Here is a 14226-nt window from a genome sequence, read left to right as displayed (position 1 = left end):
GAAGCCCGACTACATTGCGCCCCATGGACTTCAGCACGACGCTGACCGACGCGCCCACCTCCGACGAGCGGCTGGCCGAGATCCTGGCCAACCCCGGGTTCGGGACGCACTTCACCGACCACATGGTCACGATCGAGTGGACGCCCGACGACGGCTGGCACGCCGCGCGGGTGACGCCGTACGGGCCGCTGACCCTCGACCCGGCGACGGCGGTGCTGCACTACGCGCAGGAGACCTTCGAGGGGATGAAGGCCTACCGCCACGCGGACGGATCGGTGTGGACCTTCCGCCCCGAGGAGAACGCCGCGCGCATGGTCCGGTCCAGCCACCGGCTCGCGCTGCCGGTGCTCGAGGTCGACGACTTCGTCGGCGCCGTCGACGAGCTGGTGCGCGTCGACCAGCGGTGGGTGCCTGACCACGAGGGCGAGAAGAGCCTCTACCTGCGGCCGTTCATGTTCGCCAGCGAGGCGTTCCTCGGCGTCCGCCCGGCCCAGCACGTCACGTTCATGGTGATCGCCAGCCCCGCCGGCGCCTACTTCAAGGGCGGGGTCAAGCCGGTCACGCTCTGGCTCTCCACCGACTACACCCGCGCCGGCCGCGGTGGCATGGGCGCCGCCAAGACCGGCGGCAACTACGCCAGCTCGCTGGTCGCCCAGCAGGAGGCCACCGGCCACGGCTGCGACCAGGTGGTCTTCCTCGACGCTCAGGAGGGGCGGTACGTCGAGGAGCTCGGCGGCATGAACCTCTACTTCGTCCACGACGACGGCCACGTCGTCACCCCCGAGACCGGCACCATCCTCGAGGGCATCACCCGGGCCAGCATCATCGAGCTCGCCGGCAAGCTCGGCCACCAGGTCGAGGAGCGGCGGTTCTCCATCGACGAGTGGCGCGAGGGCGTCACCAGCGGCCGGATCACCGAGATCTTCGCCTGCGGCACCGCCGCCGTGGTCACGCCCGTCGGCGCGCTGCGCTCGGCCGACGGCGACGTCCCGGCCCCGGCCAGCACCGACCTCACGATGCGGGTGCGTCAGGCCCTGGTCGACGTCCAGTACGGCCGTGCCGAGGACACCTTCGGCTGGATGCACTCAGTCTGATTGCGGCACGCCGCCGCCCCTGCGTCACGCGCACGCGACGGCGTGGGTGCGGCTCGCGGCGTGGGCATGCGTGCACGAGCCGCAGCGGCCGAGGGCGGCGGCGCGCCGCGTGCCGCTTCGCGGCGTCTGATTGCGGCACGCCGCCGCCCCTGCGTCACGCGCACGCGACGGCGTGGGTGCGGCTCGCGGCGCGGGCATGCGTGCACGAGCCGCAGCGGCCGAGGGCGGCGGCGCGCCGCGTGCCGCTTCGCGGCGTCTGATTGCGGCAGGCCGCCGCCCCTGCGTCACGCGCACGCGACGGCGTGGGTGCGGCTCGCGGCGTGGGCATGCGTGCACGAGCCGCAGCGGCCGAGGGCGGCGGCGTGCCGCTGCCGCTTCGCGGCGTCTGATCGCGGCACGCCGCCGCCCCTGCGTCACGCGCACGCGACGGCGGGAGCCCGTCGATTCCCGCGTTCCGGCGTCGCCGTCACCACCGACCAGGGATGATCCTCGCGTGGGATGGGGTGAGGACCGGGAGCAGCGCCGGTGGCAGCGCGAGCTCGAGGAGCAGCTGCGGGCGCTGCCGACCTACGAGGGCGAGACCCCCGACGGCGGGCCGGTCGAACCGGTCGACCGCACGCTGCCCAAGCCGCCGCGGGGACGCGCCCGCCGGGCGGCAGCACGCCGCGAGGCCGGCCGCGCGCCGGCCACCCGCTCCGAGCGGCGGCGTACCTACCTGACCGTCGGCCTCACCGTCGCGGTGATCGTCGCCGTGATGGGGGCCAGTGCCTCGCCGATCGTCGACCCGATCCGCGGACTCGTCGGGTGGGAGGGCGACCGCGGTGACCGGTCGACGTACGTCTTCCTCAACGAGGACCCGCTGTCCGGGGAGCCGCTGACCTGGAGCTCGTGCGACCCGATCCGCTTCGAGGTCAACCCCGACGGTGCGCCGGACGGGTGGGAGTCGACGCTGGCCGATGCCTTCGCCGCGGTGTCGGACGCGACCGGGCTCGAGCTCCGGCTGGAGGGCACGACCGACGAGTCGCCGTCGTCGGACCGGCGGAGCCGGTTCGGCCGCCCCGAGCCCGTGCTGGTCTCCTGGGTCACGCCGGCGGAGGAGCCGGAGCTCGGGGGCGACACGGTCGGCCTCGCCGGCCCGCAGGCCGACCGCAACGGCACCTACGTCACCGGCAGCGTCGTCTTCGACGGTCCCCAGTTCTACGAGATCGCCCGGAGCGGCGGCGGCCAGAAGCTGCAGCGCGCGATCATGATGCACGAGCTCGGGCACCTGGTCGGGCTCGACCACGTCGACGACGACCGGCAGCTGATGTACCCCTCGACCACGTTCCAGGCGAGCTTCGGCGAAGGCGACCTGGAGGGGCTGCGCCGGCTCGGTTCCGGCGGCTGTCGCTAGGTCGCGTCCCGGCGGCCACGCCTGATCTCGGTGTCGAGCGCGTCGAGGGCGCCGTCCCAGAACTGGCGGAACGGCGCCAGCCAGGCGTCCACCTCCCGCAGCGGCGCGGCCGAGACGGCGTACAGGCGTCGGCGTCCCTCGGGCCGGACCGTCGCGAACCCCGTCTCGCGCAGCAGCCGCAGCTGCATCGAGACCGCCGGCTGACCGATCCCGAACTCCGCGGAGATCACCTCCACCACGTCGCCCGCCGACTGCTCGCCGGTGGCCAGCACCTCGAGGATGCGCCGGCGCACGGGGTCGCCGAGCACGTCCAGGGCGTGCATCACTCCTCGCCGAGGTACGCCGCTGCGCACCGCCGCGCGGCGGCCCGCGCCTCCTCGGGGTCGTCGCCGGCGGCGGCCGCGGCCTCGCCCCAGGCCTGCGCGCAGCTGCGGATGAAGTCGTCCATCCCGACCAGCGAGCCCTCCTCGGGGCGCGGCGCCGCGGGGTCGGACAGGTGCATCGCGAGCCCGATCAGCCCCTGCTCCCAGCCGATGCCGACGGCGCCGGGACCGAACTGCTGCCACATCTGCGGGTCGACCGGGGCGCTGTGGTCGAGCTGGAGCAGGGTGCCGTCGGTGACGGGGCGCAGCGAGACGTCGACCCACGAGGTCATCGGGCCGTACTCCCAGGTGATGGCCAGCCGCTCGGGCCGCACGCAGGCGAGCACCTCGCCGCCGGCGTTGCCCTCGAGCTGGAACCGCCCGCCGACCTCGAGGTCGCCGGTGACCGGCATCAGCCAGCGCGGGATCCGCTCGCGGCTGACCAGCGCGTCCCAGACCTCGTCGGGGCCGGCGGCGAACGTGCGGGTCACGGTGAGCAGCCGCAGCTCCTCGCCGTCGCGGGAGACGGTGGAGAGGGTGCGCGTGGTGGCGGCGAGGTGGTCAGCGGGGGAGAACGTCATGGCACCAGTCATATCATTTGATCTTGATATGTAACGAGGTCGCGTGCCCCTTCCCTCCTCAACGTATAGAGCACCAGGGGGCTTGCGGCAAGACCCCCGTCGTCACCCACACTGCTCCGCCGGAGACCGAGGAGAGGGTGCGGCGTGGCTGATGTCGTGGTGGTGGGGAGCGGGCCGACGGGTCTGGTGGTGGCCGCCGAGCTGGCGCTGGCGGGCGTGGACGTCGAGGTCGTCGAACGCCGGCCGACGCCGGAGCTGGCGGGCTCGCGGGCGGGCGGGTTCCACTCGCGGACGCTCGAGGTCCTCGACCAGCGGGGGATCGTGGACCGGTTCCTGGCCGAGGGCGACGTCGTGCAGGTCGCCGTGCTCGGCACGACGCCGATCGACCTCGCCGGCCTGCCGACCCGCTACCCGCACTCGCTGGGACTGTGGCAGAACCGCATCGAGCGGATCCTGCTCGGCTGGGTCGAGGAGCTCGGGGTGGCGATCCGCCGCGGGGTCGAGGTCGTCGGCCTTGGGCAGGACGACGACGGGGTCGACGTGCTGCTGGCCGACGGCCCGCCGCTGCGGACGGCGTACCTGGTCGGTGCCGACGGCGGGCGCAGCGCCGTACGACGGGCGGCCGGCATCGCGCTCGTCGGCCCGGACGCGACCCGCAGCCACCTGATCGCCGAGGTCGAGGTGAGCGAGGAGACGCCCGCGGGGGTGCGGCACGACGCGATCGGCGTGCACGGCCTGCAGCTGCTGGAGGACGGGCGCACCGTGCGGGTCGTCGTCACCGAGCGCGAGCTCGGCCCGGCCTCGGAGCCGACCCTGGCCGACCTCTCCGCGGCGCTGGTGGCCGTCTACGGGACGGACTTCGGCGTCCACAGCCCGACGTGGGTCTCGCGGTTCACCGACGCCACCCGGCAGGCGGCGGCCTACCGCGACGGCCGGGTGCTGCTCGCCGGCGACGCCGCCCACGTGCACCACCCGGCCGGCGGTCAGGGCATCGGCCTCGGCATCCAGGACGCCGTCAACCTGGGCTGGAAGCTGGCGCAGGTCGTCGCCGGCGTCTCGCCCGACGCGCTGCTCGACACCTACCACGCCGAGCGGCACGCGGCGGGTGCGCGCGTGCTGGGCTACACGATGGCGCAGTCGCTGCTGCAGCGCGCCGACGAGCGCGCCGGGGCGCTCAACGCCACGATCGGCGACCTGCTCGGCTTCGACGGCCCGCGCACGCTGGTCGCCGGTCTGGTCTCCGGGCTCGACGTCGCCTACGAGGGCGGCGACCACCCGCTGGTCGGCCGCCGGGTGCCCGACCTCGACCTCGCCACCGCGGACGGGCCGGCGCGCGTCTACCCGCTTTTGCACGACGCGCGGTGGCTGCTGCTTGACCTCGACCCCGCTGCCGGCGTCGACCCCGGGCCGTGGGCGGGGCGGGTCCGCCACGTCGCCGCCGGGTGCCCGGGGCCGTGGGAGCTCCCCGTGGTGGGCGCCGTCGCGGCGCCGTCCGCCGTGCTGGTCCGGCCCGACGGTCACGTGGCCTGGGTGGGCCGGGGCGGTGACGACGGGCTGCGGGAGGCATTGGGACGGTGGTGCGGAGCGGCCTGACGGCGCTCGTGCGCCGCGCTGCCCCGGCTACCCTCCCGGGCATGCCCGAGACCCAACGCCAGGAGACGCCCCGGGACGACGGGGGCGAGCTCGAGACCGCGCTCGCGTTCCTCGACTTCGCCCGCGCCTGCCTGCTCAAGAAGGTGGAGGGGGTGGGCGAGGACGACCTGCGGCGGCGGCTCGTGCCGTCGGACACGACGTTGCTCGGGCTGGTGCAGCACTGCGCGGCGGGGGAGCGGTGGTGGTTCGCGCACCACGTGGGGGGCGACCCGGCGTACGCCGACACCGACTTCTCGATGGTCGTCCCGCCCGAGCGGTCGGCGGCGGAGGTGATCGACGACTACCGTGCGGCGATCGCGGAGAGCGACCGGCACATCGCCGCCGCCGGCTCGCCGGAGACGCCGACGGTCGTCCTGGTCGACGGCGTGCCCAAGACGCTGCGCTGGGTGCTGGCCCACATGACGTCCGAGGTGGCCCGGCACGTCGGGCACGCCGACATCCTGCGCGAGCAGGTCGACGGCGTCACCGGACGCTGACGCCGCCCAGCGTGGGACCGCCGGTCCCAGGACATCAGGTCTCTGGAGCCGCCCCGACCGGTGCGCCACCGTGGAGGCATGACCACCACGACGTCCTTCCTCGGCCACCTCCCCGTCCACCGCATCGGCTTCGGGGCGATGCAGCTCGCCGGGCCCGGTGTGTTCGGCCCGCCCCCCGACCCCGCCGCCTGCCGCGCGGTGCTGCGGCGCGCGGTGGAGCTCGGTGTCGACCACATCGACACCGCCCAGTTCTACGGCCCGGCCGTCGTCAACGAGCTGATCCGCGAGGCGCTGCACCCCTACCCCGAGGGCCTGCGGCTCGTCACCAAGGTCGGCGCGGCCCGCGACGAGCAGGGCGGGTGGGTCCCGGCCGGTGAGCCCGCGCAGCTGCAGGCGCAGGTCGAGGAGAACCTGCGCACCCTCGGCACCGAGCGCCTCGCCCTGGTCAACCTGCGCCGCTTCGAGCGCGACGCCCCCGGCGCCGAGGAGCCGCCGCTCGCCGACCAGCTCGGCGCCCTCGCCGAGCTCCGCGACGCCGGCAAGATCGACATGATCGGCGTCTCCAGCGTGACCACCGAGACCGTCCGCACGGCGATCGAGACGGTCGGCATCGGCGAGGTGCAGAACCCGTTCAGCATCCTCGACCGCACCGACGCGCCGGTGCTCGAGCTCTGCCGCGAGCACGACGTCTCGTTCGTCCCGTACTTCCCCCTCGGCTCGGCGTTCGGCGGCGGCGGTCCGCAGGCGCTGGCCGCCGACCCGCACGTCGCCGCGGTCGCCGCCAAGCACGGCGTCTCGCCGAGCCAGGTGGCGCTCGCGTGGCTGCTCGCGCAGTACGACCGGCTGCTCCTCATCCCCGGCACCCGGTCGGTGGCGCACCTGGAGGAGAACCTGGCCGTGCTCGACCTCGACCTGGACGCCGATGACCTCGCGACCCTGGACGAGGTGCAGCCCGTGCAGGTCGCGCACTGAGCGCCGGTCCCGCTCATGGGGTTTGATCGGGCCATGACCTCCGACGAGCTGGGCTCGCAGCTGCGGGCCTGGCGCGACCGCCCGACGCCGTCCGCCGCCGGCCTGCCCGAGCAGGCGCGGCGGCGTACGACGGGGCTGCGGCGCGAGGAGGTCGCCCAGCTCGCCGGGGTGTCGACCGACTACGTCGTCCGGCTCGAGCAGGGTCGCGCCCGGCACCCGTCGGCCCAGGTGGTGCAGGCGCTCGCCCGCGCGCTGCGGCTCGACGACGAGGAGCGCGACCGGCTGCACCGGATGACCGGGCACGCTCCACCGGTGCCCGGCCGGATGTCGCGGCACCTGACGCCGAGCATCCAGCGGATCGTCGACCGGTTCGACGACGTCCCGGTCGCCGTCATCGACGCCGCCTGGCAGACCGTGACCCAGAACCGCGCCGCCGACGCCCTCCTCGGCGACCTGTCCGCGCTCACCGGACGCGCCCGCAACCGCGCCTGGCGCACCTTCATGGACCTGCCGCAGATGGGCGACCTCGAGCCCCAGACCCGGTCGATGGTCGAGACCGACGTCGTCGCCGACCTGCACGCGGCGCTGATCCGGCTGCCCGACGACCCCGACCTCGCCGCCCTGGTGCGCGACCTGCGCGAGGCGAGCCCCCGGTTCGCCGAGCTCTGGTCGAGCACGCCCGCGCGGGTGCGCGGCGCGCAGCGCAAGACGGTCGACCACCCGGTCGTCGGGCGGATGACGCTCGACTGCGACGTCCTCGGCGTCCACGGCAGCGACCTGCAGATCGTGGTGTTCTCCGCCGAGCCCGGCACGCCCGACGCCGACGCGCTCGCGATGGCGATCGTCGTCGGCCTGCAGGACATGTCGGTCGGCTGAACCGGCCACCCCGACCCGTCCCCGGGGTACGCCGTCAGGGTGCCCGGCCCAGGTAGCCTCAGCGCCGTGACGACCCAGCCGCGCGAGGACGGACCCGCCGCCCCGGCCGTGGCGCGGCAGGTCGGGCCCTACACGTTGCTGGCCAAGATCGGCGAGGGCGGCATGGGCGTGGTCCACCTCGCCCGCCGCGGCGAGACCGGTGCCAGGGTCGCGCTCAAGGTGCTGCGCCCGCACATCGTCGGCGACGACGAGGCCCGCCAGCGCCTGGCTCGCGAGGTCAGCTCGCTGGGCCGCGTCCGCAGCCGGTGGGTCGCCGAGATCCTCGACGCCGACCCGTGGGCGCCGGTCCCCTACGTCGCCACCCGCTACGTGCCCGGCCTCTCGCTGCACGACCACGTGCTCCACGAGGGACCGATCGAGGGCGACGACCTGCTCTGGTTCGCCGCCGGGCTCGCCGAGGGCGTGGCGGCGGTGCACGCCGTCGGCGTCCTGCACCGCGACATCAAGCCCTCCAACGTGCTGATGGAGGGCCGCACCCCGATCCTCATCGACTTCGGCCTGGCGCGCGTCGCCGACGACCCCCGGCTCACCCACACCGGGTGGCTGCTCGGCACGCCGGGCTACCTCGCGCCCGAGATCCTCTACGGCGACGACGCCTCTCCGGCCTCCGACCTGCACTCCTGGGCGGCGACCGTCGCCTACGCCGCCATCGGCGCCGCACCGTTCGGTCGCGGCCCGGCGATGGCGATCATGGACCGCGTCCGCCGCGGTGAGCACGACCTCCGCGGGCTCCACGGCCCGCTGCGCGAGGTCGTCGGCGCGGCCCTCGACCCCGAGCCCGGCCGCCGACCCACGCTCGAGGCGGTGCTCGCCTGGCTGCGGCCCCAGACCACCCGCCCCGCCCCGCTGCTCGCGGCCCCGCCGACCGCGGTCATCGCTCCCGACCCGGTCGCCGACGAGGACCCCTTCGACGCGCCGCTGCTGCTCGCCGCGCAGGCCCACGGCGACCCGACTCCCGCGGGTGACGCCGACACCCAGGTGCTGAGGGCGGACCCGACGCCGACGCCGTTCCCACCGACCCTGGTCGAGCCACGGCCCGCGCCACCGCCGCCCGCGCCGTACGCGGCGCCGTACGCGGCGCCGTACGCCGCGCCGTACGCCGCCCCGCACCACCAGCCGTTCCCCGCCCACGCGCCGTGGCCCGAGCCGCCCCCGCCGGTCCCGGTCGGCGAGCGCGTCCGGCGGCTCGCGCTGGTGGGTGCCGGCGCGCTCGCCACCGGCGCCGCCACCGCCGCGGCGCCGTGGGTGGTGCTGGGCGTCGTCGTGCTCGCGGTCTGGTTGCTGCGCAGCGGCTCGCTCGCCGCGAGCGCCGCCGGCCGGCGGCGCACGGTCCGCGGTCGGCGGTGGTACGACGCCCCGCAGGTGCTGGTGCAGGCCCCCTGGCACCTGGTGCAGTCGGTCCCCGGCGCGGCGCTCCTGCTCGGCTGGGCCGCCGGCCTCGGCGTCGCCGTCGCCCTGGTCTGCTACGCCGTCGCCGCGACCCCCGCGGTCACCCTGGCCGCCGCGGGCGTCACCGTCGCCCTGGCGCTGTGGTGGGGTCCCGGGGGCCGTCGGCTGCGCGGACCGCTCGGCCGCGTCGTCGACCCCGTCTCGCGCCGACTCCCGCACTGGCTGGTCGCGACCGCCGCCGTCCTCGCCTTCGCGCTGCTCACCGGCAGCTGGGTCGAGGCCAACGGCACCAGCTGGACCCCTGCCTCCGGCCGCCCCTTCGCCGACCGCTGACGCCGGCGGCGGTCGCCGCCGGCGCGTACCTCACCGGGTCTCGACTCGGGCTCGCTGGCGCTCGCCCGGCTCGACCAGCGTCGGTGGTCTCGAGACGGGCTCTGCCCGCAGGCAGAGGCCGCGTTCTGCCCGTGGGCCGATGCGCGTGGCCGTCGGGGGCGGGGATGCTGGTGCCATGAGCCCCGCCTGCCCTGTGATGATGCGTCCGTGACGACGGTCGAGCGCACCCGGTGGGCCGCGGGACCGGCGTCGGTGGCGCTGTTCCTCGCCGCGGGCGCGGCGCAGAGCGCGCGACCGGTCGGGCTGGCGGTCGCGGCGGCGGTCGTCGGCGTGCTGGTGGCGGTGGTGGTCGCCGCGCGCCGCCTCGAGGGGTGGCCGGCGGTGGCCGGCCTCGCGGTGGTCGCGGCTGCCGTGTACGTGATGTGCTTCGGCACCTCGGCCGAGCTCGGCTGGTTCACCATGTGCGTGGTGGTGGGGTGGGCGGCGTTCGTGGCCGACCCCCCGCTCGTCGCCGCCCTCACCGTCGCCGTGCTCGTGGGGTTCGGCGTGCAGCTCGCGGCCGACCTCTCCGAGCCGGGTTGGGGTCCCTGGGCGGCCGGCACCCTCTTCACCGCGGTGGCCTGCAGCATGGCGCGCCGCCAGCGCCAGCTGCTCGCCGCGCTGCAGGAGGCCCAGGCCGGGTTGGCCGAGCGGGTCGCGGCCGAGGAGCGCAACCGGATCGCCCACGAGCTGCACGACGTCATCGGGCACGCCCTCACGGTGTCGCTGCTCCACGTCACCAGCGCCCGGCTCGCCCTCGACGAGGACCCCGCCGAGGCCGCGGCCTCGCTGGCCGAGGCCGAGCGGCTCGCGCAGCAGAGCCTGGCCGAGGTGCGCGCCGTCGTCGGGTTGATGAAGGACGCCGCCGGTGCGCAGCCGCTGCCCGGCGCCGAGCAGCTCGACGACCTCGTCTCGTCGTTCGAGCGGGCCGGCACCCACGTCGACTGGTCGGTCTCCGGCGACCGGTCGTCGCTGACCGCGACCGTCGGCCTGACCGTCTACCGGATCCTCCAGGAGGCGCTGACCAACGCCGCCCGGCACGCCGCCGGGAGCGCGGTGTCGGCCCGGGTCGACGTCGGCCCCGACCGCACGGTGGTGCTCGTCGACAGCACCGGTACGCCGCCCGCGACCGTGCACGAGGGCAGCGGTCTCGTCGGGATGCGGCAGCGGGCCGAGGCGCTCGGGGGATCGCTCGGCGTCGGGCCGCACGCCGGCGGCTGGCGCGTCGAGGCGGTGCTGCCGTCGTGACCACCTCCCCGCCCGTGCGGGTGCTCCTGGTCGACGACCAGGAGCTCATCCGCGCCGGCCTGCGCGGCATCCTGCGTGCCTCCCACGGCTTCGACGTCGTCGGCGAGCTCGGCGACGGCGCCGGCGTCGTGGCCGCGGTGCGCGAGCTGCGGCCCGACGTCGTGGTGATGGACGTGCGGATGCCCGGCATCGACGGGGTGGAGGCCACCCGCCGGCTCGCGGCGCTCGACGACGCGCCGCCGGTGCTGGTGCTGACGACGTTCGAGGACGAGGAGGTCCTCGCCGGGGCGCTGCGCGCCGGCGCCGACGGCTTCCTGCTCAAGGGCGTCCCGGCCGAGGACCTCCAGCGCGCCGTCCGCCAGGTCGCGGCCGGCGGCTCGTGGCTCGACCCCGCGGTGACCCGGCGGGTGCTCGCGGCCTACCGGTCGGGCGCCCCGACGCCGAGCGGCAGCTCGGGCGCGCTCGACGTGCTCACCGCGCGCGAGCGGGAGGTGCTCGTGCTGATGGGCAGCGGCCTGAGCAACGGCGAGATCGCCGCCGAGCTGGTGCTGGGGGAGGGGACCGTCAAGACCCACGTCGGGCACGTCTTCGCCAAGCTCGGCCTGCGCGACCGGGCGGCCGCGGTGGTCTTCGCCTTCGACCATGGCCTGGTCTCGCCGGGCGGGTCAGCGGGGGGCTGAGGCCTTGCGCAGCCGCGAGCGCAGCGCGCGGCTCGCCACCGGGCCGAGGTCCTCGACGACGTCGACGAGCACGACGAGCCGCTCGACCGCGTCGAGGGCCGCGCGCGAGCCGACCGGGTCGACGCCGTCATACAGGTCGAGGCCGATGAACACCGCGCCGACCATCTGCGCCAGGCCGGCCGGGTCGACGACCTCGGCGAGCGGGCTGCCCACCATCAGCCGGCGCACGACGGCCTCGATCTGCTCGCTCCAGCGCGCCATGGCGTAGCGCGCGGCCTCGGCGAGCAGCAGGTCCTGCTGGGCCCCGGCCAGCAGCTGCGCCATCACCGCGATGTTGCCGGTCTCGCGCTCCCGGTCGTGCAGCGTGCGACCCACCTCGAGCAGCTCGGCGAGGGAGCCGATCTGCGCGAACTGCTCGCGGTAGTAGCCGACGCTCTCGTCGACGGCGGCCCGCGTGGCGGCCTGGATCAGCTCGGAGACGGTGCCGAAGTGGTAGAACACCAGCGCCTGGTTGACCTCGGCGCGAGCCGCGACGGTGCGCGCCGAGAGCCCGGCGATGCCGTCGCGGCGCAGGGTCTCGGCGGTGGCGTCGAGCAGGCGCTGGCGGGTGTCGGTCACCCGCAGCACGGTACGGCGTCGTTGAGCGGTCGCTCAAGTCCCGGTGGGTGGAACGGTTCCCGCTCGGCGGCGGCGCGTGGCACGATGACCGCGTGCACCACCGCACCGTCATCATTCGCTAGCGCACCGAGCCCCGCCCGGTGCGCCACCTCCCGTTCCCCGGGAGGTTTTTTGTTGCCTCGACACCTGCCCGCCACGACCAGAGAGCCGACCGATGGACCTGCACGGCGCCTTCCACGTCTACGACACCACCCTGCGCGACGGCGCGCAGCAGGAGGGACTCAACCTCTCCGTCGCCGACAAGCTGTCGATCGCGCGCCAGCTCGACGGGCTGGGCGTCGGCTACATCGAGGGTGGCTGGCCGGGGGCCAACCCCAAGGACACCGAGTTCTTCCGGCGGGCCGCGACCGAGCTCGACCTGCGGCACGCCCGGCTCGCGGCGTTCGGCGCCACCCGCAAGGCCGGCGTCCGGGCCGCCGACGACCCGCAGGTCGCGGCCCTGCGTGACAGCGGCGCGAGCGTGGTGACCCTGGTCGCGAAGTCGCACGACCGGCACGTCGAGCTCGCGCTGCGCACCACGCTCGAGGAGAACCTCGCGATGGTCCGCGACACGGTCAGCCACCTCCGCGCCGAGGGGCAGCAGGTCTTCCTCGACGCCGAGCACTTCTTCGACGGCTACCGCCGCAACCGCGACTACGCCCTGGAGGTGCTGCGGACGGCGTACGACGCGGGCGCCGAGGTGATCGCGCTGTGCGACACCAACGGCGGCATGCTCCCGCCCTGGGTCTCCGAGGTGGTCTCCGACGTCATCGACACCACCGGCGTCCGGGTCGGGATCCACTGCCACAACGACACCGGCTGCGCGGTCGCCAACACCCTGGCCGCCGTCGACGCCGGGGCCACCCACGTGCAGGGGTGCATCAACGGCTACGGCGAGCGCACCGGCAACGCCGACCTGATCTCCGTCGTGGCCAACCTCGAGCTCAAGCTCGAGCGCGAGGTGCTTCCTCCGGGGCTGCTCGCCGAGTCGACCCGCATCGCCCACGCCGTGGCCGAGGTGACCAACTTCCCGCCGGCGTCGCGCCAGCCGTACGTCGGCACGTCGGCGTTCGCGCACAAGGCCGGGCTGCACGCCAGTGCGATCAAGGTCGACCCGAACCTCTACCAGCACATGGACCCGACGGGCGTCGGCAACGACATGCGGCTGCTGGTCTCCGACATGGCCGGCCGGGCCTCGATCGAGCTCAAGGGCAAGGAGCTCGGCTACGACCTGTCCGGCGACCGCGACCTGGTCTCGCGCGTGACCGCCCGGGTCAAGGCGATGGAGCAGCGGGGCTACACCTTCGAGGCCGCCGACGCCTCGTTCGAGCTGCTGCTGGTGGAGGAGGCCGAGGGCCGGCGACCGGCGTACGTCGACGTCGAGTCGTGGCGGGTCATCACCGAGACGCTCGCCAACCGCGGGGCCGCCGACGAGGCCGTCTCGGAGGCGACGGTGAAGCTGACCGCCGAGGGCGTGCGCTACGTCGTCACCGGCGAGGGCAACGGGCCGGTCAACGCCCTCGACTTCGCGCTGCGCGCCGCGATCACCCAGGCGTTCCCGGAGGTCGCCAAGTTCGAGCTGATCGACTACAAGGTGCGCATCCTCGACCAGGGCCACGGCACCGACGCGATCACCCGCGTGCTGATCGAGACCACCGACGGCGAGTCGACCTGGGTGACGGTCGGCGTCGGGCACAACGTGATCGAGGCGTCGTGGGAGGCGCTCCTCGACGGGCTCACCTACGGGCTGCGCCGCCTCCACGGCGGCTGACCGGCTGGCCGGCCGACCGGCTGACCGGCGCACTGGCCGCTCAGCAGACGAGCCGGCGCACCAGGTCGTCCCAGCCCCTGCGGATCCGCTCGAGCGACAGCTCGTCGTGCCGCAGCTGCTGCTCGAGGATCGGGATCTCCAGCGGTGCGAGCAGTGCCGTGGCCAGGTAGGGGACGTCGCCCTGCACCCGGAGCTCGGCGAGCAGGTAGCGCACGTGCATCGCGGTGAAGGACGCGGCGGCGTAGGACCGAGAACCGGCCCGACCCGCCGCCCGGATCAGCCCGGCGCTGCGCATGGTCTGGTCGATGCGCGAGTGGCCGAACGCGAGCAACCGGTCCATCGGGGGAGCGCCGGGGCCCAGCGGCGGGGGACCGGAGATCACCCGGCCCTGCCAGGCCGACTCCTCGTGGTCGAGCAGCGCAGCCATCAGGCCCTCGCGGCTCTCGAAGCGGCGGAACACCGTGCCCTTGCCGACCCCGGCCTTCTGGGCGACGGCGTCCATGGTGACGTTCTCCACGCTGCAGTGCTCGATGAGCTCGCCCGCGGCCCGCAGCAGCAGCTCCCGGTTGCGCGCGGCGTCGGACCGCTCGGCCGGCTGCTCGCCGGCGAGCGGCAGCAGGCGGGGGCCGGTCATGCCCCGAG

Annotated in this window: 14 protein-coding genes; 10 read left to right on the top strand and 4 right to left on the bottom strand. The window is 75.2% G+C overall.

Features of this window, described 5'->3' with window-relative positions:
* The first annotated feature begins 23 nt into the window (after window positions 1-23).
* Together AC4MBH_RS07185 and AC4MBH_RS07180 are read left to right on the top strand one after the other, a co-directional pair.
* A complete protein-coding gene (locus AC4MBH_RS07185) occupies window positions 24-1094 on the top strand; it encodes a branched-chain amino acid aminotransferase (protein WP_491793857.1) in 1071 nt (356 codons plus the stop codon).
* A 493-nt stretch (window positions 1095-1587) separates the two neighbouring features.
* Window positions 1588-2487, top strand: coding sequence for a matrixin family metalloprotease (locus AC4MBH_RS07180; RefSeq protein ID WP_491793855.1), 900 nt, complete (start codon window positions 1588-1590; stop codon window positions 2485-2487).
* Here the strand turns inward: AC4MBH_RS07180 and AC4MBH_RS07175 are convergent.
* Together AC4MBH_RS07175 and AC4MBH_RS07170 are read right to left on the bottom strand one after the other, a co-directional pair.
* Window positions 2484-2810, bottom strand: coding sequence for an ArsR/SmtB family transcription factor (locus tag AC4MBH_RS07175; protein ID WP_491793854.1), 327 nt, complete (start codon window positions 2808-2810; stop codon window positions 2484-2486). The two genes, AC4MBH_RS07180 and AC4MBH_RS07175, sit on opposite strands and share 4 nt — an antisense overlap.
* Window positions 2810-3430: an SRPBCC family protein gene (locus tag AC4MBH_RS07170; RefSeq protein ID WP_491793852.1), complete on the bottom strand. Its 621-nt coding sequence runs from the start codon at window positions 3428-3430 to the stop codon at window positions 2810-2812. Before AC4MBH_RS07170 ends, AC4MBH_RS07175 begins: the two co-directional genes overlap by 1 nt.
* Before the next feature lie 144 nt (window positions 3431-3574).
* Between AC4MBH_RS07170 and AC4MBH_RS07165 the strand changes: the two genes are divergently transcribed.
* The 7 genes from AC4MBH_RS07165 (at window position 3575) to AC4MBH_RS07135 (ending at window position 11156) form a co-directional block, all read left to right on the top strand.
* Window positions 3575-5023: an FAD-dependent oxidoreductase gene (locus AC4MBH_RS07165; protein ID WP_491793850.1), complete on the top strand. Its 1449-nt coding sequence runs from the start codon at window positions 3575-3577 to the stop codon at window positions 5021-5023.
* A 41-nt stretch (window positions 5024-5064) separates the two neighbouring features.
* Window positions 5065-5559: a DinB family protein gene (locus AC4MBH_RS07160; RefSeq protein ID WP_491793848.1), complete on the top strand. Its 495-nt coding sequence runs from the start codon at window positions 5065-5067 to the stop codon at window positions 5557-5559.
* Between the two features lie 78 nt (window positions 5560-5637).
* Complete coding sequence (locus tag AC4MBH_RS07155; protein WP_491793846.1) at window positions 5638-6531, top strand: aldo/keto reductase; 894 nt, start codon at window positions 5638-5640, stop codon at window positions 6529-6531.
* A gap of 33 nt (window positions 6532-6564) precedes the next feature.
* Window positions 6565-7407: a helix-turn-helix transcriptional regulator gene (locus AC4MBH_RS07150; RefSeq protein ID WP_491793844.1), complete on the top strand. Its 843-nt coding sequence runs from the start codon at window positions 6565-6567 to the stop codon at window positions 7405-7407.
* A gap of 66 nt (window positions 7408-7473) precedes the next feature.
* Entirely contained in the window at window positions 7474-9189 is a 1716-nt protein-coding gene (locus AC4MBH_RS07145; protein WP_491793843.1) for a serine/threonine-protein kinase, read from the top strand.
* 207 nt (window positions 9190-9396) lie between these two features.
* Window positions 9397-10476, top strand: coding sequence for a sensor histidine kinase (locus tag AC4MBH_RS07140; RefSeq protein WP_491793841.1), 1080 nt, complete (start codon window positions 9397-9399; stop codon window positions 10474-10476).
* Entirely contained in the window at window positions 10473-11156 is a 684-nt protein-coding gene (locus AC4MBH_RS07135) for a response regulator (protein ID WP_491793839.1), read from the top strand. The genes AC4MBH_RS07140 and AC4MBH_RS07135 overlap by 4 nt, the downstream gene beginning before the upstream one ends.
* Here AC4MBH_RS07135 and AC4MBH_RS07130 read toward each other — a convergent pair.
* Window positions 11142-11774, bottom strand: coding sequence for a TetR/AcrR family transcriptional regulator (locus AC4MBH_RS07130; protein ID WP_491793837.1), 633 nt, complete (start codon window positions 11772-11774; stop codon window positions 11142-11144). The two genes, AC4MBH_RS07135 and AC4MBH_RS07130, sit on opposite strands and share 15 nt — an antisense overlap.
* Window positions 11775-11988: 214 nt before the next feature.
* Here AC4MBH_RS07130 and cimA point away from each other — a divergent pair, with 214 nt between their 5' ends.
* Window positions 11989-13584 carry a citramalate synthase gene (gene cimA / locus AC4MBH_RS07125; protein ID WP_491793835.1) on the top strand — a complete coding sequence of 532 codons (1596 nt, stop codon included), beginning with the start codon at window positions 11989-11991 and terminating at the stop codon, window positions 13582-13584.
* 40 nt (window positions 13585-13624) lie between these two features.
* Here the strand turns inward: cimA and AC4MBH_RS07120 are convergent, their stop codons facing one another.
* Complete coding sequence (locus tag AC4MBH_RS07120) at window positions 13625-14218, bottom strand: TetR/AcrR family transcriptional regulator (protein ID WP_491793833.1); 594 nt, start codon at window positions 14216-14218, stop codon at window positions 13625-13627.
* Between the last annotated feature and the right edge of the window lie 8 nt (window positions 14219-14226).

The organism is Nocardioides sp. WJ219 (genome assembly GCF_058559815.1).
This window is presented reverse-complemented; position numbering and strand designations above follow the sequence as displayed.